Genomic DNA, 25,368 nt, shown 5'->3' on the forward strand with positions numbered 1-25,368 from the left:
CTTTAGAAATGCTCGTTTGAGCCCCTCCATAAGGGATTTGTGATTTTCACAACCTATCATCACCATGTCCAAAGTTCTTGTCATTGAAGATCAAGATGACATTCGCAGTATTGTTTGCGAAATATTAATTGCTGAAAGCTTCAATGTAATCGAAGCGGAAGACGGTCACATCGGCGTTTTACTAGCTCAGGAAGAAATGCCAGATCTAGTGATTTGTGACATTATGATGCCTGAATTTGATGGCTATAGCGTCATGACCCAACTTCGACAAAATCCTTATTTGCAATCCGTTCCGTTTATCTTTTTAACAGCAAAAGCCAGTAAGACCGATCTGAGATTAGGGATGGAGCTAGGCGCCAATGATTATTTAACCAAACCCTTTACACGAGATGAACTATTAGGAGCAGTCAATGCTCAAATAGAGACCGTATCAACTCATCAATCTGATGATCAGCCCATTTGGAAAGATCGCTGCTGCGATCTCATTCAATCTCTTCCCGTAGAAATACATCAACCTCTACAACACATTCTCAAGCTTTCACAGTCCTCGCTAGAGGAAGAATGCCAGAATAGTGCTCCTGCTCAGAATAGCTTGAATGAGATCAAGGGTACGGGAGATTTATTATACAAACGGCTCCAAAATATTTTCATTTATCAAGAATTAGCAAGTATAGAACAAAATTCTCAACGCCTAAGAGTATTTAGAAAGAATCCGGGTATTTGTGACACAAAAGCGGTTATTACTAATATTGCTCATTCTCAAGCTCAATACTATAGCCGCATCTCTGATTTACAATTGGAATTAGAAGACGCAACTGTACTACTCGCACAGCCAAAATTACAAAAAATCATAGAAGAAATTGTTGATAATTCATTTAAATATTCCTCTCTAGGAACTTCTGTACGCCTTAAGAGTTCCGTTCATGGTCATACTTTCTTGTTTCAGATTATGAACGAAGGGCAAGGTCCTAGCCCTAATCAGCTACAAGCGCTGGGATCTCATATGCAATTTGACCATGCTTCTTATCTACATAAGTGTGTTGGCTTGGGGTTGATTATTGCCAAGCTCATTGCTGAACTCCATGGAGGTGAGTTGCAAGTCAAATGTGAGCAAGAGAAATATACAAAAGTGTCAATATTTTTGCCTTTAGCCTAAAAACTGAACCTATTTCAAACTATTGACAATGGTCAGTCTATCTATCGTAATTTACTAGCTTAATTATTCGAATTCTTCAATAGATTCAAGATAGTGGCAAGGATACTTTAGATTTTTTATATCCCCAAAAAAAATACCAGATCAAGAAGGATCTGTTTCAAGATTAGGGAACTATAGAAACAGGGTAGAAGGCGCAGATAATAAGTTAGGTAATTCCGTGGGGAATCATATAAAGCAGGGGAGTGGAATATTTGAGGCTTATGAGTTAAACACTCATGAGTTATTAGAGAAAGTTGTATGCGACGCCAATAGGGCCATCTTCATTATTGAAGCTGCCATTGACGCAGCCAAGGGTCCTCAAGTTTTGTATGCAAATGATGCATACCATCAATTGGTGTTCAATTCAGAGGACGAGCAACCTAAATATCCACACTTTTTGTATGACTATTTAGTCCCTGAAGATATCAATCATCTAGCAACTATTATCTCTAATTTACCGATTCAGGAAGAAGGTTCAGCCAACTTTGCAGCCAAGACAGGCCAACAGCAACAGCTTGTCCCATTCCACATCGTTCCCTTATCGGACACGAATCACTGTTTTAAAGCTGTACTTCTAACCCAACACATTGAACCATCTAGTCCTTCAACGCAACTGAGCATTTCTACACCTATCACAGCACAAACTCAAAAGCTTAAAGCAGCAGATCATCCCGAGAGAAATCATCGCGATGTCCCAGGTCATAATTTACAGTCTTTGATCGATTCTTTACCCGGTATAGTTTTTACCTGCAACAGTGATTTAGGATGGTCTCGTCGATCCTTAAGCCAAGGCTGCCTTACACTCACGGGATATGCTCCTGAAGAACTATTAGGAACGTTCAACCTTACCTACAATACCCTGATCGATCCAGATGACTTACCCCAGTTAACAGCCGCCATTACCACAGCAATCGCAACACAGCAGGTTTATACGGTTGAGTATCGGATTCGCACAAAGTCGGGTCAATTGAAGTGGTTTCTAGAACAAGGCAATGGCATCTTTGATAAACAAGGGCAAGCCTTAGGACTAGAAGGGTTTATCACAGATATTTCTAAGCTCAAGCAAGCTGAAACACAGTTAAGACATGATGCGTTCTATGACAAGCTAACTGGATTACCCAATCGATCCTTATTTATGGATCGATTAGAGTATTGTATTAAGCGAGTTAAACGGCACCCGGATCAGATTTTTGCAGTACTGTTTCTCGATCTGGATCGATTTAAGGTCGTAAATGACAGCCTGGGCCATGCAGCTGGTGATCAGCTTCTGGTCGAAATTGCAGAACGATTGACGGCTTGTGTCCGTGAAAGCGATACCCTAGCACGATTAGGGGGAGACGAATTTACCGTTCTTCTAGAAGGAATTAAGGATTTAAGTGATGCCCTACTCGTCTGCGGGCGCATTCAGCAATCATTGAACTGTCCATTTAATTTAAATGGCCGCGAGGTTTTGATTACCGTTAGTACGGGCGTTGCCCTAAGTACGATGGGCTATGACGATCCTGAGCAACTCCTGCACAATGCTGATGCGGCCATGTATCGCGCTAAGGCCTTAGGCAAAGCACAGTGGGAAGTGTTTACCGCTGACATGCACAGTAATGCTTCGGCACAGCTACAGCTAGAAGTTGATCTACGACGGGCGATTGAGCGGCAAGAATTTCAACTCCATTACCAACCCATTTTTCATTTAGAAACAGCAGCAATTGTTGGCTTTGAAGCACTGTTGCGCTGGCACCATCCTTTGCGAGGGTTAATTTCACCGGTAGAGTTTATTCCAGTTGCGGAGGAAACAGGGTTAATTTTGCCGATTAGCTGGTGGGTCTTGCAGGAAGCTTGCCGACAGCTCAGCTGCTGGCAAACGCAATTCCCATTAGAGGTTCCATTATTTGTAAGTGTTAATTTCTCTAGCAAGCAATTTTCCGAAGTTGGGCTAATTCCCCAAATTGAGGACATTCTCCACACCACAGGTTTGGCCCCCCAGAGTTTGAAACTGGAAATTACAGAAAGTGCCATTATGGAGAATGCTGAAGCAACCGCTGCGAAATTGCTAGAAATTAAGGCCCTAGGAATTCAACTGGGGATTGATGATTTTGGGACGGGATATTCCTCTCTCAGCTATTTACATCGTTTTCCCGTCGATATTCTCAAAGTTGATCGCTCATTTGTAAGTGCGATGGATAGTCATGAGAATTTACAGATCGTCCACACCATCACCATGCTGTCTCAAAATCTGGGAATGCGAGCTGTGGCAGAAGGAGTGGAGACAGCTGAGCAAGCGGCCCAATTAAGAGCGATGAATTGTCAATATGCTCAAGGGTATTTTTTCTCCAAGCCGATTGATGCCAGTTCAATGGAACACTTACTCGCTCATCATTATCAGTCGTCTCCTGAAGATCCTTCGACGTTACCGCTAGCTCGTTTGAAGTTGCGAGTGAACGCGGCCTATTCCTATCGTCCTTTAGTTGGCAAAACATCTTGGACCATTGGCACCAGCCAAAGTTGCGATATCTTGCTAGCTGAACCTAATGTTGCCTCCAAACATGCCATGTTGCAGTTAATGGGCACGGGGAATTATTACTTGGTCAATCTTGCTACTCATGTTGGTGTAGTGGTGAATGGTCAACTCATTACCCGCCCTACTCTGCTACAAGAGGGGGATCGCATCACGATTGGAACCACAACCCTCACCTTTGAATCTGAGGATCTATCTTTGGGGCATCTGGGCATCTCCAAGTCAGATAAGACAGTGATGATGTCCCAATCCATTCAATTTCAAGGAGAAATCTGGCAAGCAGCACTGACCTCTCAAGGGGTATCCGTAACATGGCAACCTGCAGAACAGAATGTCAGGCAAACCCTAACACAGATGCAAAAGATGGGTTATGCAATACCCGATTTACTTTTAATGGATAAACATCTTGTCTTGAAAGAGTTAGAAGATTTTTGTCTCTGGTGCTCAGAACATCATCCACACCTTAAGTTGATGTTTACCAATGGCGAACAACCCCAAGTTGCTCCTTCCGAACACCAAAGAGTCATAGACCATGGCGCGGTGGACCTATTACCCGGCTTTTCTGAGCATAATGTATTGCTGAATCTAGTCGATACCTTGACCAAAATTAATATTGTGCTGCAATCCATAGAATCGCAGCCCTTAGACCGAAAAGCATTAATTGCTGGGCTGATGCCCTTACAAAATATTGTTAAACAAGGGGTTTTCCAGTAGTAGGCAAATGACTTGCATTGAGGCTTCAAAACTGAAGATCCGCTGATTTATTTGAGCAATAATCCCCGCTATAAGGCCAATCCCAGTCCAGTTTTTCCCTGTTATTTCCCAGGGAGGGAGAACTAGACGTCCAGACAGCCCCCCTGGGCGGTAAAATGAATTGCCGATTGTTCTTCCCATGCCGAAAATCGATGATTTCCAGTAATGACTTCCGCACAGGTGTGTCAATTGAGCTTGATGGCTCAGTCTGGCGAGTTGTAGAGTTTCTCCATGTCAAACCTGGTAAAGGCTCTGCATTCGTGCGAACAAAATTAAAGAATGTCCAAAGTGGCAGTGTCGTAGAACGGACATTCCGAGCGGGAGAAACCGTTCCCCAAGCCAATTTAGAAAAGCGGGTCATGCAGCACACCTATAAAGATGGTGACCAATTTGTGTTCATGGATATGGAAAGCTATGAAGAAGCTAGCCTGAGCCAAGAGCAAATTGGCACTCGCGTGAAATACTTGAAAGAAGGCATGGAAGTCAATGTCATCCAATGGGGAGAGCAAGTTTTAGAGGTTGAGTTGCCAACATCAGTCGTTTTGGAAGTCACCCAAACCGATCCAGGTGTGAAAGGTGACACAGCAACGGGGGGGAGCAAGCCAGCTATTGTGGAAACAGGAGCGCAGGTGATGGTCCCTTTATTTATTTCTGAAGGAGAAAGAATTAAAGTGGATACCCGCAACGACTCCTATCTAGGCCGAGAGTAAGGAGTAACATCAACGGTGGAATTTGATCTCAACCAACTCCGTGAACTATTAGCAATTCTCAATCAAACGGATATTGATGAGCTAAGCCTTAAAAGTAATGATTTTGAGCTGACTATCCATAAGACAAACCAAACTACAGCGACGGTCTCCTCTGCGACCGCACAGCCAATGGTTATGGATGCCGCTGCACTAGAAGCTGCAGTTCCAGACTCTTCTCCCCCTTCTGCACCTGATAAGAAATGGGTCGATGTGATTTCTCCGATGGTAGGTACGTTTTATCGTTCCCCCGCGCCCGATGAGCCGCCTTTTGTAGAAGTTGGGGATGCCGCCCGACGTGGGCAAACCATCTGCATTATCGAAGCAATGAAGTTAATGAATGAGCTAGAAGCTGAGGTGAATGGCGAAATCGTTGAGATTCTCGTAGAAAACGGAGAACCTATTGAATTTGGTCAAACCCTCATGCGCATTAACCCTTCGAGCTAGCCGTTATCATCCTAGCTAGCCATTATCTTCGAAACCCACAGATGAGGAGGCAATACTGCCATCCGGCATAATCGTATCTTGCAAGATGGCATCGGTTAGATCGATGTGCTCTAAGTTAGCACCTAAAAAATCAGCACCGCTCAGGTTCGCGCCTTTAAAATTCGCGTTCTGTAGATCTGCATCTCTAAAATTGACCCCACTCAGATCGCTGTAATTTAATGAGGCTCGTTGCAAGTTAGCCTTCGATAGACAGGCTCCGACTAAGATGGCGCCACTCAAGAGGGAATTACTCAAGTTGCTTTTGGTTAGGTCTGCCCCTGTCAGATTAGCCCCAATGAGTTTAGCGGCGGACAGATTGGCGGCGGATAAGTTCGCACACAATAGATCGATCCCATGAAGGGCCGCATGGCTTAAATTGGTATCTCGTAAAACAATATGATCGAGCTGAGCTAGGCTTAAATCCTGCTTTGATAAATTCGATTTACTAAAATCTCGTTCGCCATTGGCATAGCGCTTTAATAGTTCTTCAACGGTCATAGCCTAAGTATCGCCTTCCCACCGATGCTTTTATTGTGCCAGGGGTTGGGACTCACCAAATGAGTTTATGCTGATTTTTGGTAAAATGGGTGCGATCGCAAACCACAACACCCAAATTATGCATTCCCTATTCCATGGCCATATCTTGGGTCTTATCTCCAGATACTCTTCGGGAATACATACAGTTGGGACTGTTGGCTCAAATGACGCTCAGCGGGTCCAGCCAGCGCAAGATCGCTTTTTCAAGGTGGTTGACATCCTTATATAGCTCTTGACGAAACCATTGCCCAACCGCATCTAAAGGAGTAAACGTGTCTCCGGGCTGCCAACGAACATCTTGCCCTAGGGGCGTCAGATGATTGCCTGCGAGTCGCTGAATGGAAATCATGCCAGGGAAACGCTGTTCTAACAACCCGGATAATCTCAAGGTTTGATCTAGGGTGTCATTAGAAAACTTGACCAGTAAGTTCCTAGGAACTTGGTAGTGTCGTTCCACTAAACGGTTGGTTTGAGTGGGATTGGGCGAAAATTCAATCGGCACTGCGGGGGTAATCAAGTCAGCGAAGGGAATGGCCTTATCAATTGGGGCGTTGTTAAAGGAAATCAAGATATTCCCAGCTCGCTTAACCTCAAACAAACTGCCAATCAGGAGGTGGAGTTTGCAGCCCATACTATGACCGATACCATAGATGGGTAGAAACTGGGGCAATCGTGCAGTTCTTTGTAGACGGTCAACCGTATCTTCAAATTGATGGAGCGCTTCTTCCGCAATACCGGCATGGTCAACCGAGGTGAGGAAGGGAGTAGCAATGACGGCATATCCTTGATTGGCGAGCCCTTCCAGAAGTCTCCGGTAGGTTGCTTGCGGAGCAGTAGCGACAAAAGCCCCCCCCAAAAAATGAATTAGGGCGATGGGTTGGGGAGGAATAAGAATCAAGTTATTAGCTATTTCTTGCCAGTTCATTCTGGATGTTCTTTTGGATGTAAATCTGAAGGTGGACGATCGCTGCTCCACGCCCACCACGCCTGCCCGCACTGACATTGGTAGAACTCTTGCCACTTACGCATATAGGTTTCGGTAATGACCGGAGCCCGACGGTTAATCCACACAGCCTGAGCTTCTGAACAGGTCGCCCGACAACTTGGACAGCCAAAATGATGGGCATGGGTCGCGGTCTTGGTCCAGTTGGGTGGAGTTGGATCAAAAGCGTTCATAACCGTATTGTAAGAGGATCCAGATTAGATGTGTTTAGAGGCAACACCATGGGAGAAGGTAGGCGTATAACACTATTGCACGAGTCTCCAACGAATACATAAATCTCCAATGAATAACAGGCAGCCATAATATTTTTGCTGGGTGGGCTGCAACCTTCAGTCAAACCTGGACAGTGCTGGCTTAACAGCACAAGCGATCAGCACATATAAAGTATTCAGACCTAGACCACCAATATTTGAACATCAGCCCGTAGCTAGCATCTTGATTGTGTCACCTTGTCCAAATCATAAAAAGCGATCTAGATTTCCTAGATCGCTTCCGAAAACTGTGATTGGAGTTGGGAACGAGCCGTAGCCCCGATTGTATCGCGACACAGATGTACAATCTGGAATTGCCATCGGGAACCAGAATGGCTCTCCCATCTCACAGATCAGAAACTACACACCACCCTGAATATTAAAAGCAGGTTTTGTGAGTCGAACTTTGTAATTACCACCAGCAGGCACTGTTAAGAGTTGAGCTTTAAACGTGACAGACTGTCCTGCAGATAGAGTGGAAGGAGCAGGAACAGCGCTTCCAGTTTGTACCAGCTTGCCAGTACCATCAACAACTTCAAAATTGACGCTAGATACCGTCACTGATTTCTTATTTCCATTTGTCAGGGTCCCCTGAACTTCAGACGAACCATTCAAACGAATAATAGGAACAAGGCGAAGATTAGACACCCGTAAATTCTTACTGAGTTGTTTTGCTAGAACTTGCGGATCCACATCGCTCTCTTCAAAGGAAGAAGTGGCGGAGTCAGCAGATTCCTCAGTCTCTGGTGGGCTGTTGAGGTTCATCAACCTCTGCCAATAATTTTGGAAACGGGACTGCTCAGAGGCACTCCCCCCAATTTGAATTACGTCTCCTGCTGATTGGGTATGCCCTGGCAGTGTGGCGACCAATGCGGTAGACGTCATAACAGAACCAATCAGAAGGCGCGTCAACCAGCGCCGAGAAGATGTCAACATTATTTATTTCACTCTCTCAACCAACATCTAGGAAAAACTTATCAATACTTGACTCAAATCCTATCTCAGGAATGTTTGAGAATCTGTCTGGGGTTAGTATGCCCTGCTCTGCATGCGAAGTAGACAGGACGTTTAACCACCGTAGTTCCAAGGCGTATCTTTCATCCATAGGGGTTGTCCATCACGATGCTGGCCCGCAGCAATCACTTCTCCCATAAAAATAGAATGATCGCCTTCTTCTAAACTGCCTTGGACACGACATTCTACAAAGCCTAAGGCACTGGCAATAATCGGGCAACCAGTTTCTTCACCCAGGTAAAACTCCACATCACCAAATTTATCGCCGATTCTTTGTTGAGGCTTAAAAAAGGTCTCTGCTAAGTCTTGTTGTGACACTTCTAGAAAGCTAACGGCAAAGACTTGACTCGCCTTGATCATGGCGTGGGAGCGAGAATCTTGGCGCACCCCAATCACAATCAGCGGAGGCTTAAAGGAGGCTTGGGTCATCCAGCTTAGGGTAAATCCGTTGACGTCATCTCCTTCTTTGACGCCACAAATATTGAGGGGATGGGGAATGTTGCGGAGCAACGTGCGTTTGGCTTTTTCGTCTAACAAGGGTGCGGTATCCTTATACATCTCTTCAACTATGTCTCTCACTTTAGCAAGGGATATAGGCGCAAGTTCAACCTATGGTGATAAACGCATAAAAACCACTTATATGTCCGATTGGCAATGGATACCCACTCATACAGTCACCCCGATTGCCCCCCAGACACTACATATCTGGCGACTCCCTTTAAGGTCAGAGGGGACCAATCATTGGTGGGACTTACTTTCTAGGGATGAACAACAGCGAGCCCAACGGTTTGTGCGATCGCAAGATCAAGACAAGTATGTACAGGTGCGAGGAACCCTACGATGCTTATTGGGCCAATATTTGCACATACCCGGTCAAACCCTGTGCTTCGATTATGGAGACTATGGCAAGCCCCAACTCATATCGTCTTGCAATTCCTTAAATCTGCAATTTAACGTTTCTCATTCCCATGAGTTAGCGGTGATTGCTGTTACTCAGACAACAGCAGTGGGTATTGATATTGAACAGGTGAACCCACAGGCTAGATATATAGATATCAGCCAACGTTTCTTTGCGACAGCAGAACACGAGACTCTCTTGCAACAGCCTGTAGAGGAGCAATGCCGTACTTTTTTTCAACTGTGGACTCGGAAGGAGGCTTGTGTGAAGGCGATGGGTGGCAGCATTGCCCATGCGCTCGATCAAATTAATGTGGCTCAGGGATTACATCAAGCCAGCATTGCCATTGAGATGCAGGAGGAGCCCCATGAACTCTTTCTGCACAACCTATTCCCAGATCCTAACTTTGCCGGAGCCGTAGCAACCCAAGCGCCCTTGCAACATCTACACCTATGGCAGTGGGCCTCTATCAGTTCAGACTAAATAATTTGCCTGGGACATTAATTGGAATCTCTGACAAGCAAAGACTAAGATAAATTAAAGATATGTTACGATTTTTAATATAAAGAGTACAATTCAAGTCTGCTAAGCCCCTTATACAGACATCTGAGTTTACAGAGCGTAATCTTTTTGACTGTTGTAAGTGTTTGGATACGGTATTGTACGTTTGACTTGCTAAACGGGATTGCCTTTGTAGTGGGACAGATGAGGATTCATTTCTTACCAATCCGCACGCCATCCTAGATGCCTTTGTCTAAACTTGAGAGACGCCCCATGAGAACCAAAGAAATTGCCAAAGATTCCGTGCGCTCTTACTTGCGAGAGATTGGGCGTGTTCCTCTCTTAACCCATGAAGAAGAGGTAACGTTTGGTAAGCAGGTCCAAGATCTGATTAAGTTGCAAGCGATTCGCGATGAATTAGCGGAGCAACTAGAGCGTCAACCGAATGATGCAGAGTGGTCGGTGGCTGCCCAGCTCTCAGAAGCTGAACTACAAAAGGCTTTACATGAAGGGGAAGCGGCTAAGCGGAAGATGGTGGAAGCCAATCTACGCTTAGTGGTTTCTGTCGCTAAGAAATACATCAAGCGCAATGTAGACCTGTTGGATCTGATCCAAGAGGGTACGATTGGCATGCAACGTGGCGTTGAGAAATTCGACCCAACCAAAGGGTATCGCTTCTCGACCTATGCCTACTGGTGGATTCGGCAGGCAATCACCCGTGCGATCGCAGAAAAAGGACGGACAATTCGACTCCCGATCCACATCACGGAAAAGCTCAACAAAATTAAGAAGACGCAACGGCAGCTTTCCCAAAAGCTGGGCCGAGCCGCAACGATTAGCGAATTAGCCACGGCCTTAGACTTAACCACAAAGCAAGTCCGAGAATATTTGGAACGCGCTCGCCAGCCGTTATCCCTGGATGTTCGGGTTGGGGATAATCAGGATACGGAGCTGGGCGAACTGATCGAAGATCCATCTGAATCTCCTGAGAACTTTACCCTCCAAGCTTCTCTGCGAGGAGATTTGGAACGGCTAATGGCAGATCTGACGGACCAGCAACAACAGGTTCTCCATCTCCGTTTTGGTTTGGATGATGGTCAACCCCTGACCTTAGCTAAAATTGGCGATCGCTTAAGCATCAGCCGAGAACGAGTTCGACAGATTGAGCGAGAAGCTTTAAGTAAGCTGCGAAAGCGTAAAGCCGATATTTCTGAGTATCTAGCCAGCTAAAAGCCTATACCTAATCTGTGTGTGCCAAAATTTCTAGGCACACACACCATTCCCCCCATCCTTCTTGAACAATCCAGGAGGAGTGATTTGAATAGACCTCTTGCATAATTGAGCTAACAAGATGATAGAGAACTACAAATCCAGGCCAAGCTTTTTAAGGACTTCACTTTTGAAGAGATTTATTTCTTGTTCTGCTTCTTCAAGAGAGTTAGTGCCATGCTTTTTACACACTGACTGCCTCCATGTATAGCGATCGATAATACCATCGAATTCTGGATCGATTTTCATTGGCAGCCTGATACGCCAAAGTTTGTTGCTTAGTACCCTCCAATCAGGATTAAGAAGTTTGGGTAAGAGTTCTTGAAGTTCTTGTTCAGAGATCTCAAAAGGTTCCCAAGCAAAAAAAGGTCGATTCAGATTACCCCCTGCCCACCCTCGCTGAAGCAGGGTATTCAGAATATGCCGTGGAGGAAAAACGTTGCAAGCTGTTAAGTCTGGCAGTTCATAGAGAAAAATGCTTAAAGCCTCTGCTCGATCAGCATTCAAACTCCCCGCTTCTTGTCTCGAATATTGGATAATTCTTTCCATTCAAATTGAAAAGAGAAACTTTATCATTCCATCAGCATCTTAGAAGCTTTTAACCTTGAATGTTAATAGATAGGCTCCAAAGATTGTCTTCATCACAAACTTTTGGCATGACAATGTGATGTATGAGGTCAATGGTGTACGTCACCCAATAGTTCTCGTCTTGCGGTTGCAAGATCTGGCAATTTTGAATAAGCAGGATATTTTTCACAAAGGCATTGAAGGTTGTACAGTACCTGCTGTTCAATATTATCGGAAACAGAGAAGTCGTCTGATTCAGAAAACCTTCGCAACATAGAATCCAGGACGACAAATTCAGATGTTGTTAAATGTAGGTCAATATGTGTGTTGTCGAACGATAGCAAGGGGGTGTCAATAGACAGACGAAGTGCATTAGCCCAGTGTCTGAGCATATCATTTGCTTCTCGGTTACCCCATTCTGTAGTTGAGTAATACCGCAATCGCATCACACACCGACGTAGTTCTTCAAGAAATCTGTCGTTGTAGTGTGCAACCATATATTTTGCCCAGTCTGCATTATCAGCATCTCCGTTAGCTAGTTGCACAAGGAAGTCAGCAAATATCAATCGTGCTTTTGTATCTCGACTCATCTGATTCCAAGTGCTCAGCTATATTGAACAACAGTACGGCCATCAAGGGCGTTAAACACCATCCGAGCATTACATTGCTTTAGTGTGACGATACTACGCTTCCTGCCCTTGAATGATACCTAGTGCCTGCTTCAATGCTTTATCCGTATTATTTTCCCAATCTGGATCCGAGATTTTAATGGTTATTTCGGGTGATCGTGTTCTCAGTTCCTGATAGACTGCATCAACGGCGGGAGTACCCTTAAGCTCCCATAACAGTGCAATAAGCTGCTGCTTATCTAGAGAAGTTAGGTCTAAGTGAGTCATAACTCATAGTCTCCGTTAGGAAGAATGCAAATAACAGAATTCTCCGAGACTTCGTAGCGGCCAACATAAACATAGAGGTTGTTATCTGAAGCCAGTTCCACGAAAGCAATGAATGAGGACAATAGAACAACCCGTCGAACAATGCGATAGAACGCCAGAAGTTGTTCGCTAGTTGGATCCATTTAATTCGTTACCTCATTATTTATGTCTATCTCTCATTATTCCTGGAGAATGTAAGTGAATGAATAAATCATGACACATTCGTTGGTGAAGTTATTCGTCATCCCAACTCTCAAAATTTTGATTCTTTAATTGTTCAGCGGTGAGAGTATTTATCGCTCGTGGAACATAACATTGATACGCACCACCCATGAATGCAGGGCACTGGTCTGTTAGCAGGATCTAGCTATAATGCTTCCGACGCAACCTAATGTAGATCAATGGAATGCCCATATTGTCTAAGCGAGAAGATCCTAAAGCGCGGCTTTGATAGCCTGCAAGATGGGACATTAGTCCAGCGATATCAGTGTAAGGATTGCAATCGGCGTTTCAACGAACGCACGGGTACCCCAATGGCTCGCTTACGCACCGCTAGTTCAGTAGTGAGCTATGCCATCAAAGCTCGCACCGAAGGGATGGGTATTCGTGCTGCAGGTCGAACTTTCGGTAAATCTCATACCACCATTATGCGTTGGGAAAAACGCCTAGCAGACCAAGCACAGAACTGGTCACCTCCCGCACCAGCAGCCTCTGATGTGACGGTAGAAGGGGATGAAGTTTACACGCGTGTAGGCAAAAATCTTCCCCCCCAGCCAATCCCAGGGCTGGACCATCCATTTCCTTGAACGCGAAAGCCGCTATTGGTTGACAGCACAAGCTGGCCTCAAGGATGCACAACTTTTGCAAATGGCGTTTACTCAGCTTGGGAGTGGGTCAAAGCCTGTGATGGGATTCGATGGTTTACCGATGGTGAGAGGCGTTATGGACAAGAACTTTGGAAGCTCGCCAATGTCTATCTCAATGGTGAGGAGTGTCATCCTGACTATGGGCATCGCAAGGTTTGGCGAGAGGGGTTAGAAGTCGCGATGAAAGTTAAAGGGTCTCAGGGGAATCGGCGAGTAGAGTGGGTGAAAGCAGAGCATCCCTTTACCGCTATCAGTCTAGGGTCTGAGGTCCATGCCAATCATAATGAGGCTCACAATGCTGCCTTGAGGAGACGATGTAGTGCTTATCGAAGACGGCAGAATCTCTACGCTAAGAAGCGGTCGGGGTTACAGCGAGTGCTAGATGTACAACGCCTGATTCATAACTGGGTTAGACCCCATTGGGGGCTCAGTAAGCAGACCACACCAGCAATGGAGATGGGATTTTGTTCTCGTCCGTTGAGCACACTAGAACTCCTCACCAATAAAGGGTTTAGGTATGTGCCCTGTTAGTAGACCAGTGCCGAATGCAGCCTCTTTAAATGCTCTCGCTTCAACCCAAGTAACTCCGCCTGCTATATCACCTCTTAAGTGAATATATACAACCGTTTTAGGCTTCAACAATAAAATTTTTCGTGGGGCTAATTCCGAAATAACTTTTTCAAAGCATTTACCTACAGAAAAGAAATCTCCCATTAGCATTCGAGGGTGTTTTAAACCTGCACAGCGATGTTTAATCGATTGTGGTTTGTCGAGATTAGTAGCGAGTATTTCATCACCTTGGACTTGTAAATATAGATGTTGTGTGCGCCAAAACATCCTGATTATGAGAGTTGAAAAAGAACATAATTTTGTTGTGTCGCAGCTCTACGGAAAAAATCTACGAGATCTTCATAGAAGTCTAGCAAGTCATCAGCTCCACCTTCGTAACAGCACCAATGGATATGGTAAAGGTCTAAATCCATAAAGGCGCTTGTTGCGACCCTCTTTCGCATCTCTTCGACGGAAAGGGCATTCAGGGCTTGAGATATTTCCATAACCTCACTAGGCGTTAGAAAGTGTGAAAATAGCGCACTTCCAAGCTCGACTTTAGTACCTCCACTGAAGATCATTCCAAGTGGCGGAGGTGATTGGCTGCGGCTCGGCGTTGCTGAATCTCCCGTTATTGCACAATGCAACATATGCCACCAATCACCGACATCAACCATACAATTCTCAGGATGTCGGTTAGGTAATATTGGCATTGGATGAAATAACTCTGCCAGAGCCTCATAGAACTTATCATCATCACCGAAAGTGGACTCTAAGCACTCAAATTGTGCCGCAGTCATCATTAAAAAATCGCCGGTTATACTCATGGTTGCATTTTTCTCTAATAGGCTAAAAAATAGCGAGCCATTAGCTTTTGATGTTAAGCATTCCCTGATTCATTTATCCTGATTCAAGGAAATCTAGAGTCAGTCAAGGTTGATGGCCAAATCTCAACTGCAGCAGTTACCAATCACGAAATTAAGAACTGCTTTGCGAACTTGGTATCAAGAGTCAGGGCGAGATCTCCCGTGGAGGCAAACGCGAGACCCTTATGCTATCTGGGTCTCAGAGATCATGCTCCAGCAAACCCAGGTCAAAACCGTTATTCCCTATTACCAGCGCTGGTTGGCCCAATTCCCTACCATAGACAGCTTAGCAGCCGCTCCCCAACAGGAAGTCTTAAAAATCTGGCAAGGGCTAGGCTACTACGCTCGGGCACGGAACTTGCATCGAGCCGCCCAGCAAGTCGTCGCAGACTGGGACGGAGCTTTCCCAGAGCAATTTGACCAAGTACTGAGCTTACCCGGCATCGGTCGAACTACTGCCGGGGGCATTCTTAGCGCCGCCTTTAATCAACCCACCCCTATTTTGGATGGTAACGTCAAGCGCATCTTAGTCCGACTACTCGCCATCCAAGAGCCACCTAAGAAAGTGTTGGCAGATCTGTGGGAAGCCTCCACAGCGCTCCTCGATCCAGAGTATCCTAGGGAATTCAACCAGGCATTTATGGACCTGGGGGCAACCCTGTGTACCCCCAAACAACCCCAGTGCGATCGCTGTCCCTGGGTGTCCGACTGCCAAGCCTACCGTTATCAACTGCAAACCACCTTACCCATGACTGAACAGAAAGCCCCAGTCCCCCATAAACAAATTGGCGTCGCCGTGATCTGGAACGACCAAAACCAGATTCTGATCGATAAACGGCCCCAAAAAGGACTACTGGGCGGCCTATGGGAATTTCCTGGGGGCAAAGTGGAACCCCAAGAATCCGTGGAAGACTGCATTCGTCGGGAGATAAAAGAAGAACTAGGGATTGAGATTGGCGTTGACGATCATTTAATTACCGTCAACCACGCCTACACCCATTTTAAAGTCACCCTGATGGTGCATCACTGCCACCATATCCAAGGGGAACCCCAGGCCATTGAATGTGATGAAATTCGCTGGGTGACCTTAGCAGAGCTAGATGAGTATCCTTTTCCTAAAGCCAATCAAGAAATCATTGCCGCCTTACGGGCTTCTAAACAACCAGCCCCCAAAGGCTAAAATAATGACCTCCACTCCATCCCTACCGAGAGGCACCCGACTGTGAGTACGGTTTATACCCGGCCCCTAGCCAGACTGGTTGAGCAACTGCAGCGACTCCCCGGCATCGGCCCCAAAAGTGCCCAACGGCTGGCTCTGCACCTGTTAAAACGCCCCACTGCCGAAGTCGAAGCCCTAGCCAATGCCTTAATCGAGGCCAAACAGCAGGTCGGTTTTTGTTCAGTCTGTTTTCATTTGTCCGCTGACCCTGTCTGCGATATTTGTCGTGCCCCCAGTCGGGATAAAACCGTGATTTGCGTGGTTGCCGATTCTAGGGACGTGATTGCCCTCGAAAAAACCCGAGAATTCAAGGGTCAATATCATGTGCTCGGCGGTTTAATTTCACCCATGGATGGCATTGGCCCCGATCAGCTCAATGTCCAGCCCCTAATCCGCCGGGTTCATCAAACAAAAACCCAAGAGGTGATTCTAGCCATTAACCCCAGTGTGGAAGGCGAAACCACCACCCTGTATGTGGGGCAACTGCTCAAGCCGTTTACACGGGTGACACGCATTGCCTTTGGTCTCCCCATGGGGGGTGACTTAGAATATGCAGATGAAGTCACCCTTGCTAGAGCACTAGAAGGGCGACGAGATCTGGATTAAATTGATTGAGCTAAATTCTTAAAGCTTTTGCTTGACGAAGTTCACAAGCTGAGTCAACGCCCGCTTCAAGTTAGCAATCTCAGTTTCCATAGCCTCAACTCGCTGGCGTAGCTCAATCACCTCAGTATTATCGACAGCAGGAGCAGCCTCTGCAGGCTTGCTTGCTTCCGTGCGAAGTCGAGGTAGTCGCGATTTGGTAAAGGCACCTTTAATAGCTTTTTGTAATTGATGCTTCTCAAAAGGCTTTTCAATAAATTCAAAAAATTCGAAGGGTTCTGTCAGCTTATCGGTAACTTCTTCCTTCCGGCCTGACATGATCACCAGGGGAATGGACTGTAGATCATTTTCATTTTGCAGTTCTTGATAGACTTCCCAACCACTAACTCGGGGTAACAGAAAGTCCAACATGATTAAAGTAGGGCGTTCTTGCCGAATCAAGTTTAAGCCTTCTGCACCATCCTTAGCTTCTAACACCTGAAAGTCACCTTCCGGCAGCATATCCCGGACACGCATACGAATGACCTTACTGTCGTCAATCACTAAGATTTTGTGACCTGCCACGCTTAACTCCTACATCCACTAATGAGTAAGGGCTGAAAAATACCAGTCTAGTTCTAAACAATCTCTTGATAATGCATCAGATTGAACAAGAATCTTGCCTAATAGAATTAGACCCTCTTCTAGAGTTTGCCCTGTTTTGACTCCAGAAATGTCACTTCACCTTAAGAAATAATTCAACAATAAAGGAAAAAAGAGAATTTAGGAATCTGATTTCCCGTCATCTGGGCATTTTCTCCAGCTTTTTTTGGCCTGTTAGAGAGTCTGAAATGGTGTTAGTCTGCTGTTGATAAAGCTTGCCCTCTGCCTAAATTCTTACTGAGCCATGCCGTTTTTTCAATCAGATGATCAGCTCCAATCTCAAGGCCAATCCATTTTGGAAGAAGTCTGGACCAAATTCCCCTGGTTAGCTCAAAATCAGCTGGCCATAACCTGGCTTGTCTATGATCCGCCTTTCATCACCAATACCGGCGGCAGCATCAGTCCCCAAGAATTTTGGCAATATCCGGTGCGGGGGTATAGCTATCGGGGTGTGGAATGTATTTATCCCGCCAGCGTCGTCAAGCTGTTTTATCTCGTCGCCGCCCATGAGTGGTTAGAAACGGGCATGATGCAGCCATCGGCGGAATTAGACCGGGCGATGCAGGACATGATTATTGACTCTAGTAACGATGGCACGGGTCTGGTGGTGGATATGCTGACCGGCACCACCAGCGGTCCCGAGCTGCCCCCTGAACCGTTTAAAACCTGGCAGCACCAGCGCAACATCGTCAATCGGTATTTCCAATCCTTGGGTTGGCCGGAACTGGGGACCATTAATGCCAATCAAAAAACCTGGGGCGATGGCCCCTACGGACGAGAACAGGCGTTTGTAGGAGAAACCCGAGCCAATCGCAATATGCTGACGACAGAAGCGACCGCCCGTCTGCTGCATAGTATTGTCGGTGGAGTATCGGTATCGGCGGTGCGATCGCAAGCCATGCTCGACCTAATGCTACGAGACCTCAACCCCGACATACTAGCCGCAGACCCTGAAAATCAGGTCACTGGGTTTATCGGCGGTGGGGTTCCCTTAGATACGAAGGTCTGGTCTAAGGCTGGATGGACCAGCACCGTCCGCCATGATGCTGCCTATATTGAACTGCCCAATCGCTCGCCCTATTTATTAGTGGTGTTTACCGAGGGCAAACAAGCCAGCGATAACGAAGACGTCATTCCCTTTATTTCCGCCAAAGTGGCTGAGACTGTCCCCACCCACCCTGGCTAATCACCAGGTGGGATCTGAAAACAAATTAATCGTCAGTTGGGCATAGCCAGGTGGAACCGAGGAGATACAGGAACACAGCTCTCCAATCTCTTCAATGTCCACCTCACAGGCGTGACAAGAGCCCATCAAGCAACCCGTGGGAATGTCAATCCCTGCCCGTTCAGCAACTGTCAACAAGGGCTCACCCACTTCCGCCTCGATGGTGACATCGTCGGGCATAAATCTCACAGAGACAGACAAAGCTAAACCTCTCAAACCGGTTGGGCGTGTCAATAATCTTAATGAATTTCTTCCCGAAATGGCTAGGAGCCGCGTCTAATCGCAGTTATCCCTCTTGGCCTGAGGTCCACCCTGCCGATCTGCGTAACAAAGCCCCGCCCCCCCGATAACTGAGTGTAGTAACCCTGGCGTTTTTCCATTTCTATGTCTAATCCGTTGATATAAATCACTGTGTCTACCCTGGAGGAACCGCTAGACTTGCCGATAAGTTGCAATCCTCTCTAAACAGGTACTTGCGTCTTTTAAATATTGGGTTCAAGAAGCGCCTCGTCTTGAACGAGAGCCAGCAACCATCAGACTGATCACAACATGCATATCAAAGCAGAGTGTGAACGACATGATTTAGAGTCCGACCAAACCCTAAAAACTTGTAATTTTTGGGATTTCTATGAGTCGACTCTCTTAAAATATGGGTTGGAATGAGCGTTTTGGTTTGGGTTGATGGTTGAGATGTCCGGACAAGTCATAGCCTATCGGTATCATGTGCTAAAAACCTTAGCGCAAGGGTCTTTTGGGACTACTTTTTTAGCCCGAGATACCTATTTACCCGATTATCCACAGTGCGTGATCAAGCAGCTCCAGCCCGATTCAAGTGATCCGAAATTCCTGGAGATTGCTCGCCGACTATTTGAACAAGAAGCGAGCATTTTAGGCAACCTAGGTAACCATCCTCGGATTCCCAAACTTCTCTCTTATTTTGAGTCCGAACAAGATTTTTTTCTGGTCCAAGAATTTATTGATGGCATTTCGATTGCCCAGGAATTGAGTCCCGATAAACGGTGGCCAGAAGCCAAGGTTAAAGCCTTCCTCATTGAATGTTTAGACATCCTCAAATATGTCCATGACCTAGGGGTGATTCACCGAGATATTAAGCCGGACAACTTAATTCGACGATTGTCGGACCAGGCTGTATTTTTACTGGACTTTGGAGCCGTTAAGCAAATTAGCAGCGGTCAAAACCAAGCCACCGAGACCACGATTGCCGTCGGTACCCCAGGCTATATGCCGGACGAGCAAATTCGCGGCAAACCCCATATTAGTAGCGATATCTATGCGTTAGGCACCATTGGTATCTATGGGTTAACGGGCGTTCGTCCCGTCGAGTTTGAGCGTAGCGAAGAAGACGAAATCCTCTGGCAGAGTCAAGCCGACGTCAGTACGGGGATGGCTGAAATTTTACGAAAGATGGTTCGTCGAGACTATCGCAAGCGCTATCAGTCTGTCGCCGAAGTGTTAGCGGATCTCGAACAGGTGCCTGATGTAATGGGCAGCAAGACCATGGCCGCCGCCAAAACGGAAGCCATACCCGGCCTGCTAGATGCAGAAAGTGTCCCAGCAGAGCCTCCTTCTACCATTTATCAATCTCCAGCCTCAGTTACTACCGACCACTCAACCAACCAAGTCACCAATCAAGACACGAACATTCAGGCACCCCCCGTACAGCCTGAAAAGGGCACTGCCCCCATCTATGAAACCAGCGGCGCCAAAACAAAATCCCGTCAATTGCTCAAGGTGCTCGTGCCCTCCACGGTTTTAGTCGGGGCAGGCATCGGTGGGTTTCTACTCTGGGGGCCAAAAACCCTTAGTCAAACGGCGGCTCAACTGAGTCAACTACATGGGCAAGCCAAATATTCTGAATGTATTGACCTAGGCGAGACTGCCATGACCCAGCAGTCTAAGGCAGTCAATCAATTACTCAACCCCCTCTCCAAGTGCTATCTCGGCCAGGCCAAACAACTGGCTGAGGAAACGAAGTTGGGGGAGGCGGTACAGATGGTCACTAAGGTGTCCGATCAGAGTACCTATCATTTTCAAGCCACCCAGAAATTAGATGACTGGTCCGCCCTGATCCTGCAAGAGGCTCGCCAGAACTATGAAATTAAGGGAGATTTAAAGCTGGCGTTGGCGGGAATTGAACAAATTCCCACGACTAGCGTCGTTAAGACCAAAGCCCAGCGTGAATCTAAGCAATGGCAAGACAAGCATAGTGCTAATGAAAAGAAGATCACGGCGGCTAAAAAAGCCTTAAAGGAAGGGCGTGAGGAAGATGCGATCGCAACTGCGAAACAAATCAAAGCGCCAGAGTATTGGAAGAAGATCGCCGATCAGATCCAGAAGGATGCCAAAACTGCGATCGCCAATCGGCCAGCCCCCGAACCCGTTTGGCAGCCCCCTGCTCAAACAGCCACCCGGTCGGCCCCTCCGGTCTATCAGCCCCCCGTTCGCTCTGCTCCGGTTTACCAACCGCCAGTCCGGTCAGCGCCTCCCCCCGTCTATCGTCCCCCTGCCCGGTCGGCCCCTCCGGTCTATCAGCCCCCGGCACAACCGGCTCCTCCCCCCCAGAAAGAAGTAGTGAATATCTGCCCTGGTCCTTTGTGTTCAGAATGAGGTTACCGATGTCATCAACAACGTCATCAACAATTTAGCTATCCGGCCTATCCCTGAGGGATCAGCCAACCAAATTTCATGCGGGTGATTTATGCCAGTGACAACGACTTCAAGGTATTGAAATGACTTATTTTTCTAGAATTCTCTTCACATCTTCTCTCTGCTTAACAGCCACCCTGGCCCAGGTTGCTACCCCCTTAGCGGCCTCTGCCGACCCAAGTTTATCGACCCCCGGCATCCCTGCTGTCCCCACGGTTTCAGAAGGAGAAAACGCCACTTCCCCCCAAATCAAACCGGGTATTTCACCCGATCAACCCGTAAAACCCAGAATTCGCTATGAATGCAAAAATGAGGCGGATAAATTATCGACTGTCGCCCATACTGAGCGCGGCATGATTGAGCTGATTGTGTGGGAAAGCAACTTTTTTGGTACTACTTGGACCCCGGCAAAAAGATGTGAAACTGTAACCCAACGATTTCAGCAATTCTCTGACCAGCGACTCCTCAAATTTGTCTCGACAGGAAGTATGAATAACTACCAAGTTATTTGTATCTCTGAGCAAGCAGGACAATGCCTGGATCAAGGATTATTAATTACCCTAGAGCCTAAAGATAAACCCACACGGGTATTGCGCCAACTGTTCAACTATCGCACCAGTATTCGCCGAGGCGGTCCCAAAAAAGAGGTCATTGACTTTGAGCGTTTATTAAACGAAAGAACGCCCGTCGCTGAGCCTGAAAGCGCTATCGGTGGTACAGCAGACACTCCGATCAGCCCTAATCCTGGCTTAGATAATTAATGTTCGCTCTGTCTTAACGGACGTTTTCTTCTAAAGATTTAAGCCTTGTAGCGGTCAGTCTTTTAGGCCTGAATTATCAATTTTTTTCCAGAGAGTATGTTTCTTTTTACTCTCTGGATTTTTTATGGTGCAGTATCCAGTTGAGGGCAATTCATCCACCTGATAGATATTGATATTTTCTGAATATCAGCTTCAATCGCTTGACAGTATGCTTCAATCTAGGGTGACTAATTTCCTGAGTCTGTTCAAGAGGACTGTTATTTATTGCGCTTATTTGTGGATAAATTTATGCCGTTAAAGCCATACTCTATTTGCCAGCTAAGTCTCCTCTCGATTTCTGTTTGTCTCTCCTTTCCTAGCCCAGTCAGATCAACAGAACTTTCTCTGAAAAATACGTACCCTTTTAGCCAGCAAGATTTAACCCTACAAGAGAGTCTGAGGGGACAAACCGTCGCCCCTACTGCTCCTCTCGACGTAGTGCTGGCCCAAGACTCCACAGTAGCCCTGCCAACGACATTGCAGTCGCCTCTGCCTTTTGCCCTTGACACTCCTGCCTCCCTACCAGACGCTCCAGCTGCAGGTTCCGACACGGCTGCTTCCCCCGAATTAATGCCTTCCTTGACAACAGAGGTAACGGAGACACCGAGTAAACCTCTGCCAAACCATTCATCCTTTTCTACAGGTGAGTTTTACCCCACGCGTCTACCCATCCCCCAAACGGTCCCACCCTTATTAACCCTGGACCAAATTGCTCAGGTGCCAGACGGACCCAACCCAGACGAATCGGCAGGTCGTCGGCCCAGTATTCGCACCCAACCCTCTACTCCCGATGAAGCGCCATTGGATCTGCGAGAAGAGTTGCTCACCCCTAAGATTATATACAGTCCCAGCACGACGATTCTGACACCGTCAGCTTATGGCAAATCTTGGCGGCAAGCTTCAGTGGGCTTTGGATTTCAGCATCGCACTCGATTTACCAATAGCGCCGATGGAGCGATTGGTGTGGGCATTGGCTTAGGGGATGCCCGCAAGTATGTGGGGCTAGATGTGGGCCTCACCCTCACGGATTTAGATAATTTTGATCGAGGCATTATTAGCTTTAAGCTACATCGACGACTACCTGATTTATTTGCCGTCGCCGTCGGCGTCAATGATGCCATTAGCTGGGGACCCGGAGATATTGACGGTCCTAGCCCCTATGGGGTCGTATCCAAAACATTTATTTTCCAAGAAAATACCAAAGACCTATTTAGCCGCATGTACGTCTCCGCCGGGCTAGGAACAGGACGGTATCGAACCGAAAATAATGTGTTTACCGATGATGATACCCCTGGCGTTTTTGGCAGCGTCGCCCTGCGCATTGCGGATCCAGTGAATGCGATCGCAGAATGGTCTGGCCAAGATCTATCCCTGGGCTTTTCTCTACGACCATTTCGCGAAATTCCGCTGATCATTACCCCAGCCATCACGGATGTAACGGGTACCGCCGGAGACGGGGTGCGCTTTATTTTTGGCGTCGGTTACGCCATTACGTTTTAGAGCATTTCGTTGATTGACCTGATCGATAGCCCACTTTGATAGAAAAATCTCTTGTGACCATGACCCAACTATTTAAAACCCCTTTTCGCCTCATTCATTTAGGGTTGCTGACGGTGGCAATGACCTTAAGCGTTGCTGGGCGGAGTATGGCCCAAACTCCGCTAGATCCACCAATTACCCCTGGTACACCAGGCACGCCAGGCACGCCTCCCACCAGTCAATCCGATGTGAACATGACGGGTCAATCAGACGCCAACACCGACGTCAATCCGGGGTTTGAAGATCCGCCTGCAGATACGCCTTTTATCAACGGTGCCCCCACGGAAATCGCCAGGATTGAAAGCAGCTTTGCAGGGGTTTACGCTTCTAAGTTTGGCCCCTTCTATGGTGAGGCTGCGTCTGCAGAGGTGATTTCCCAGGAGTTAAAAAAACTGGCTAAAGCTACAGGTACCAATCCAGCCTTGCTCTATGTCCTGAAAACGGGAGAGGGACTGCAGCTGGTCTTGGTGACGGCGAACCTCAATGACTCTGAGCTGAGCCGCATTGATCAAGCCATCCAAGTGGCGTCCAGCCGACCGATACAGCTGGGACAGGCGGCTCCGTCTACAGACGATCTCAATAATCCCAACGTAACCTTTATAAAAGTGCCGGAGGCCACCCTAGATCAGGTCTCCAAGGTTTCTAAAGACTTTCGACAGCAGATCAGTGACCCGATTGATTTCAAGTCTAAAAGCTATTTGGAGTCTGCCCAACAGCTCTATCAATGGATGGTTCAGCCCCTAGCTGCCGAGTTAGAAAAGGAAAAGATTGATACCATCATCTTTTCCATGGATGCAGGGTTGCGATCGCTCCCCCTTGCCGCCCTGCACGATGGTGAGCAGTTTTTGGTTGAGCAATATAATTTGGCTTTAATTCCCAGCTTTAGCCTGACAGATACCCGCTTCGCTCCTATCCAAGGTAAGCAGGTTCTGGGCATGGGCATTACCCAGGAAGTAGAAGGCCAATCTCCCTTACCCTCTGTGGCCGTGGAAATTCCCGCTCTCACTGAAAATATTTGGCAAGGATCGGCCTATCTTGATCCAGATGTCACCCTCGACAATCTCAAGAAATTTACCCAGCAACAGCAATTCGACATTATCCACTTGGCGACCCATGCCGAGTTCAACCCCGGCAAGATCGATAAGTCGTTTATCCAGCTGTGGGACGGCAAGCTTACCCTGAAAGACTTGCGCGAGGTTGCGACTCAATCCAAATGGAGTAGCACACCTACCGTAGAACTGCTGGTGCTTAGTGCCTGTCAAACGGCTCTGGGTAATACGGATGCAGAGCTGGGCTTTACAGGCTTAGCGATTCAATCTGGGGTTAAGTCGGCATTAGGAAGTCTGTGGTTTGTCAGCGATGAAGGGACCCTGGGGCTGATGACGGGATTTTATCAGAACTTGAAAACGGCTCCGATCAAGTCCGCGGCCCTGCGACAGGCCCAAATCGCCATGTTGCAGGGACAAGTTCGCGTCACCGATGATGCCCAATTGGTCTTGGCAGATGGCTCACAAATCGCCCTACCCACTATTTTTGCGGAACGGGGGGAAGTGGAGTTTACCCATCCCTACTATTGGTCTTCCTTTACGATGGTGGGCAACTGGAATTGATCTAAATCAAAGAGAAGTATCATTCCGTTAGCCTAAATCATTCCCTTTAGGATTCCTCCAAAATTAAGGGCAGAGGATGAAAAGGGCCAAATTTGATATGCTCTTGAACGAATTG

Annotated in this window: 26 protein-coding genes and 1 pseudogene; 14 read left to right on the plus strand and 13 right to left on the minus strand. The window is 47.0% G+C overall.

Features of this window, described 5'->3' with window-relative positions; all coding sequences use genetic code 11:
* Nucleotides 1–64 precede the first annotated feature (64 nt).
* The 4 genes from ON05_RS11295 to accB all read left to right on the plus strand — a co-directional run bounded on the left by ON05_RS11295 (nucleotide 65) and on the right by accB (nucleotide 5,653).
* A complete protein-coding gene (locus ON05_RS11295; RefSeq protein ID WP_010475094.1) occupies nucleotides 65–1,156 on the plus strand; it encodes a response regulator in 1,092 nt (363 codons plus the stop codon).
* A 217-nt stretch (nucleotides 1,157–1,373) separates the two neighbouring features.
* The gene (locus ON05_RS11300; RefSeq protein ID WP_010475095.1) at nucleotides 1,374–4,421 is read left to right on the plus strand and encodes an EAL domain-containing protein; all 3,048 of its coding nucleotides are present in this window, start codon (nucleotides 1,374–1,376) and stop codon (nucleotides 4,419–4,421) included.
* 191 nt (nucleotides 4,422–4,612) lie between these two features.
* Complete coding sequence (efp, locus tag ON05_RS11305) at nucleotides 4,613–5,170, plus strand: elongation factor P (protein WP_010475096.1); 558 nt, start codon at nucleotides 4,613–4,615, stop codon at nucleotides 5,168–5,170.
* 15 nt (nucleotides 5,171–5,185) lie between these two features.
* Entirely contained in the window at nucleotides 5,186–5,653 is a 468-nt protein-coding gene (gene accB / locus ON05_RS11310; protein ID WP_010475097.1) for an acetyl-CoA carboxylase biotin carboxyl carrier protein, read from the plus strand.
* Between the two features lie 15 nt (nucleotides 5,654–5,668).
* Here the strand turns inward: accB and ON05_RS11315 are convergent, their stop codons facing one another.
* The 5 genes from ON05_RS11315 to ON05_RS11335 form a co-directional block, all read right to left on the minus strand.
* On the minus strand, nucleotides 5,669–6,190 hold the full coding sequence (locus tag ON05_RS11315) for a pentapeptide repeat-containing protein (protein WP_010475098.1): 522 nt from the start codon (nucleotides 6,188–6,190) through the stop codon (nucleotides 5,669–5,671).
* A 199-nt stretch (nucleotides 6,191–6,389) separates the two neighbouring features.
* Complete coding sequence (locus tag ON05_RS11320; protein ID WP_010475100.1) at nucleotides 6,390–7,154, minus strand: DUF1350 family protein; 765 nt, start codon at nucleotides 7,152–7,154, stop codon at nucleotides 6,390–6,392.
* Nucleotides 7,151–7,405: a hypothetical protein gene (locus ON05_RS11325; RefSeq protein ID WP_010475102.1), complete on the minus strand. Its 255-nt coding sequence runs from the start codon at nucleotides 7,403–7,405 to the stop codon at nucleotides 7,151–7,153. Before ON05_RS11325 ends, ON05_RS11320 begins: the two co-directional genes overlap by 4 nt.
* Nucleotides 7,406–7,843: 438 nt before the next feature.
* Nucleotides 7,844–8,419: an FxLYD domain-containing protein gene (locus ON05_RS11330; RefSeq protein ID WP_010475104.1), complete on the minus strand. Its 576-nt coding sequence runs from the start codon at nucleotides 8,417–8,419 to the stop codon at nucleotides 7,844–7,846.
* A 132-nt stretch (nucleotides 8,420–8,551) separates the two neighbouring features.
* Nucleotides 8,552–9,034: a flavin reductase family protein gene (locus ON05_RS11335; RefSeq protein ID WP_010475106.1), complete on the minus strand. Its 483-nt coding sequence runs from the start codon at nucleotides 9,032–9,034 to the stop codon at nucleotides 8,552–8,554.
* A gap of 103 nt (nucleotides 9,035–9,137) precedes the next feature.
* Between ON05_RS11335 and ON05_RS11340 the strand changes: the two genes are divergently transcribed.
* Entirely contained in the window at nucleotides 9,138–9,878 is a 741-nt protein-coding gene (locus ON05_RS11340) for a 4'-phosphopantetheinyl transferase superfamily protein (RefSeq protein WP_010475108.1), read from the plus strand.
* Between the two features lie 291 nt (nucleotides 9,879–10,169).
* Complete coding sequence (locus ON05_RS11345) at nucleotides 10,170–11,126, plus strand: RNA polymerase sigma factor, RpoD/SigA family (RefSeq protein ID WP_010475110.1); 957 nt, start codon at nucleotides 10,170–10,172, stop codon at nucleotides 11,124–11,126.
* Between the two features lie 132 nt (nucleotides 11,127–11,258).
* On the opposite strand, the gene ON05_RS11350 is transcribed toward ON05_RS11345, so the two are convergent.
* The 4 genes from ON05_RS11350 to ON05_RS11365 form a co-directional block, all read right to left on the minus strand.
* Nucleotides 11,259–11,714: a hypothetical protein gene (locus tag ON05_RS11350; protein ID WP_010475112.1), complete on the minus strand. Its 456-nt coding sequence runs from the start codon at nucleotides 11,712–11,714 to the stop codon at nucleotides 11,259–11,261.
* A gap of 128 nt (nucleotides 11,715–11,842) precedes the next feature.
* A complete protein-coding gene (locus ON05_RS11355; protein WP_010475114.1) occupies nucleotides 11,843–12,322 on the minus strand; it encodes a hypothetical protein in 480 nt (159 codons plus the stop codon).
* Nucleotides 12,323–12,415: 93 nt separating this feature from the next.
* The gene (locus ON05_RS11360; RefSeq protein ID WP_010475116.1) at nucleotides 12,416–12,628 is read right to left on the minus strand and encodes a hypothetical protein; all 213 of its coding nucleotides are present in this window, start codon (nucleotides 12,626–12,628) and stop codon (nucleotides 12,416–12,418) included.
* Nucleotides 12,625–12,810 carry a hypothetical protein gene (locus ON05_RS11365; RefSeq protein WP_010475118.1) on the minus strand — a complete coding sequence of 62 codons (186 nt, stop codon included), beginning with the start codon at nucleotides 12,808–12,810 and terminating at the stop codon, nucleotides 12,625–12,627. Before ON05_RS11365 ends, ON05_RS11360 begins: the two co-directional genes overlap by 4 nt.
* Nucleotides 12,811–13,068: 258 nt before the next feature.
* Here ON05_RS11365 and ON05_RS11370 point away from each other — a divergent pair.
* A pseudogene (locus ON05_RS11370) lies at nucleotides 13,069–14,064 on the plus strand (IS1 family transposase).
* Here the strand turns inward: ON05_RS11370 and ON05_RS11375 are convergent.
* On the minus strand, nucleotides 14,020–14,370 hold the full coding sequence (locus tag ON05_RS11375) for a hypothetical protein (RefSeq protein WP_262561594.1): 351 nt from the start codon (nucleotides 14,368–14,370) through the stop codon (nucleotides 14,020–14,022). The pseudogene ON05_RS11370 and the gene ON05_RS11375 sit on opposite strands and share 45 nt — an antisense overlap.
* Nucleotides 14,371–14,375: 5 nt before the next feature.
* Entirely contained in the window at nucleotides 14,376–14,909 is a 534-nt protein-coding gene (locus ON05_RS11380) for a DUF1877 family protein (RefSeq protein WP_010472139.1), read from the minus strand.
* A gap of 112 nt (nucleotides 14,910–15,021) precedes the next feature.
* Between ON05_RS11380 and mutY the strand changes: the two genes are divergently transcribed.
* Together mutY and recR are read left to right on the plus strand one after the other, a co-directional pair.
* Nucleotides 15,022–16,128, plus strand: coding sequence for an A/G-specific adenine glycosylase (gene mutY, locus ON05_RS11385; RefSeq protein WP_010472141.1), 1,107 nt, complete (start codon nucleotides 15,022–15,024; stop codon nucleotides 16,126–16,128).
* A 42-nt stretch (nucleotides 16,129–16,170) separates the two neighbouring features.
* Nucleotides 16,171–16,773, plus strand: coding sequence for a recombination mediator RecR (gene recR / locus ON05_RS11390; protein ID WP_010472144.1), 603 nt, complete (start codon nucleotides 16,171–16,173; stop codon nucleotides 16,771–16,773).
* Nucleotides 16,774–16,791: 18 nt separating this feature from the next.
* Here the strand turns inward: recR and ON05_RS11395 are convergent, their stop codons facing one another.
* Entirely contained in the window at nucleotides 16,792–17,334 is a 543-nt protein-coding gene (locus ON05_RS11395; protein WP_010472147.1) for a PleD family two-component system response regulator, read from the minus strand.
* 322 nt (nucleotides 17,335–17,656) lie between these two features.
* Between ON05_RS11395 and ON05_RS11400 the strand changes: the two genes are divergently transcribed.
* Complete coding sequence (locus tag ON05_RS11400; protein ID WP_010472149.1) at nucleotides 17,657–18,598, plus strand: serine hydrolase; 942 nt, start codon at nucleotides 17,657–17,659, stop codon at nucleotides 18,596–18,598.
* On the opposite strand, the gene ON05_RS11405 is transcribed toward ON05_RS11400, so the two are convergent.
* The gene (locus ON05_RS11405) at nucleotides 18,599–18,838 is read right to left on the minus strand and encodes a 2Fe-2S iron-sulfur cluster-binding protein (protein ID WP_010472151.1); all 240 of its coding nucleotides are present in this window, start codon (nucleotides 18,836–18,838) and stop codon (nucleotides 18,599–18,601) included.
* A 480-nt stretch (nucleotides 18,839–19,318) separates the two neighbouring features.
* On the opposite strand from ON05_RS11405, the gene ON05_RS11410 reads away from it, so the two are divergent.
* The 4 genes from ON05_RS11410 (at nucleotide 19,319) to ON05_RS11425 (ending at nucleotide 25,253) form a co-directional block, all read left to right on the plus strand.
* Entirely contained in the window at nucleotides 19,319–21,265 is a 1,947-nt protein-coding gene (locus ON05_RS11410) for a protein kinase domain-containing protein (protein ID WP_010472153.1), read from the plus strand.
* A gap of 122 nt (nucleotides 21,266–21,387) precedes the next feature.
* Nucleotides 21,388–22,065: a COP23 domain-containing protein gene (locus ON05_RS11415; RefSeq protein WP_010472156.1), complete on the plus strand. Its 678-nt coding sequence runs from the start codon at nucleotides 21,388–21,390 to the stop codon at nucleotides 22,063–22,065.
* 288 nt (nucleotides 22,066–22,353) lie between these two features.
* Nucleotides 22,354–23,604: a hypothetical protein gene (locus ON05_RS11420; RefSeq protein WP_262561596.1), complete on the plus strand. Its 1,251-nt coding sequence runs from the start codon at nucleotides 22,354–22,356 to the stop codon at nucleotides 23,602–23,604.
* Nucleotides 23,605–23,663: 59 nt separating this feature from the next.
* Nucleotides 23,664–25,253, plus strand: a complete 1,590-nt coding sequence (locus ON05_RS11425; RefSeq protein ID WP_262561599.1) for a CHAT domain-containing protein — start codon at nucleotides 23,664–23,666, stop codon at nucleotides 25,251–25,253.
* Nucleotides 25,254–25,368: the final 115 nt, after the last annotated feature.

The sequence above is a fragment of the Acaryochloris sp. CCMEE 5410 genome, assembly GCF_000238775.2.
In the GTDB taxonomy this organism is placed as follows: domain Bacteria; phylum Cyanobacteriota; class Cyanobacteriia; order Thermosynechococcales; family Thermosynechococcaceae; genus Acaryochloris.

Excerpts from the sequence above, each read along its gene's own strand:
- ON05_RS11295 (WP_010475094.1), top strand. The coding sequence starts at position 65 with ATGTCCAAAGTTCTTGTCATTGAAGATCAAGATGACATTCGCAGTATT.
- efp (WP_010475096.1), top strand. The coding sequence starts at position 4,613 with ATGATTTCCAGTAATGACTTCCGCACAGGTGTGTCAATTGAGCTTGAT.
- ON05_RS11315 (WP_010475098.1), bottom strand. The coding sequence starts at position 6,190 with ATGACCGTTGAAGAACTATTAAAGCGCTATGCCAATGGCGAACGAGAT.
- ON05_RS11320 (WP_010475100.1), bottom strand. The coding sequence starts at position 7,154 with ATGAACTGGCAAGAAATAGCTAATAACTTGATTCTTATTCCTCCCCAA.
- ON05_RS11325 (WP_010475102.1), bottom strand. The coding sequence starts at position 7,405 with ATGAACGCTTTTGATCCAACTCCACCCAACTGGACCAAGACCGCGACC.
- ON05_RS11330 (WP_010475104.1), bottom strand. The coding sequence starts at position 8,419 with ATGTTGACATCTTCTCGGCGCTGGTTGACGCGCCTTCTGATTGGTTCT.
- ON05_RS11340 (WP_010475108.1), top strand. The coding sequence starts at position 9,138 with ATGTCCGATTGGCAATGGATACCCACTCATACAGTCACCCCGATTGCC.
- ON05_RS11345 (WP_010475110.1), top strand. The coding sequence starts at position 10,170 with ATGAGAACCAAAGAAATTGCCAAAGATTCCGTGCGCTCTTACTTGCGA.
- ON05_RS11350 (WP_010475112.1), bottom strand. The coding sequence starts at position 11,714 with ATGGAAAGAATTATCCAATATTCGAGACAAGAAGCGGGGAGTTTGAAT.
- ON05_RS11355 (WP_010475114.1), bottom strand. The coding sequence starts at position 12,322 with ATGAGTCGAGATACAAAAGCACGATTGATATTTGCTGACTTCCTTGTG.
- ON05_RS11360 (WP_010475116.1), bottom strand. The coding sequence starts at position 12,628 with ATGACTCACTTAGACCTAACTTCTCTAGATAAGCAGCAGCTTATTGCA.
- ON05_RS11365 (WP_010475118.1), bottom strand. The coding sequence starts at position 12,810 with ATGGATCCAACTAGCGAACAACTTCTGGCGTTCTATCGCATTGTTCGA.
- ON05_RS11375 (WP_262561594.1), bottom strand. The coding sequence starts at position 14,370 with ATGTTTTGGCGCACACAACATCTATATTTACAAGTCCAAGGTGATGAA.
- ON05_RS11380 (WP_010472139.1), bottom strand. The coding sequence starts at position 14,909 with ATGAGTATAACCGGCGATTTTTTAATGATGACTGCGGCACAATTTGAG.
- mutY (WP_010472141.1), top strand. The coding sequence starts at position 15,022 with ATGGCCAAATCTCAACTGCAGCAGTTACCAATCACGAAATTAAGAACT.
- ON05_RS11400 (WP_010472149.1), top strand. The coding sequence starts at position 17,657 with ATGCCGTTTTTTCAATCAGATGATCAGCTCCAATCTCAAGGCCAATCC.
- ON05_RS11410 (WP_010472153.1), top strand. The coding sequence starts at position 19,319 with ATGGTTGAGATGTCCGGACAAGTCATAGCCTATCGGTATCATGTGCTA.
- ON05_RS11415 (WP_010472156.1), top strand. The coding sequence starts at position 21,388 with ATGACTTATTTTTCTAGAATTCTCTTCACATCTTCTCTCTGCTTAACA.
- ON05_RS11420 (WP_262561596.1), top strand. The coding sequence starts at position 22,354 with ATGCCGTTAAAGCCATACTCTATTTGCCAGCTAAGTCTCCTCTCGATT.
- ON05_RS11425 (WP_262561599.1), top strand. The coding sequence starts at position 23,664 with ATGACCCAACTATTTAAAACCCCTTTTCGCCTCATTCATTTAGGGTTG.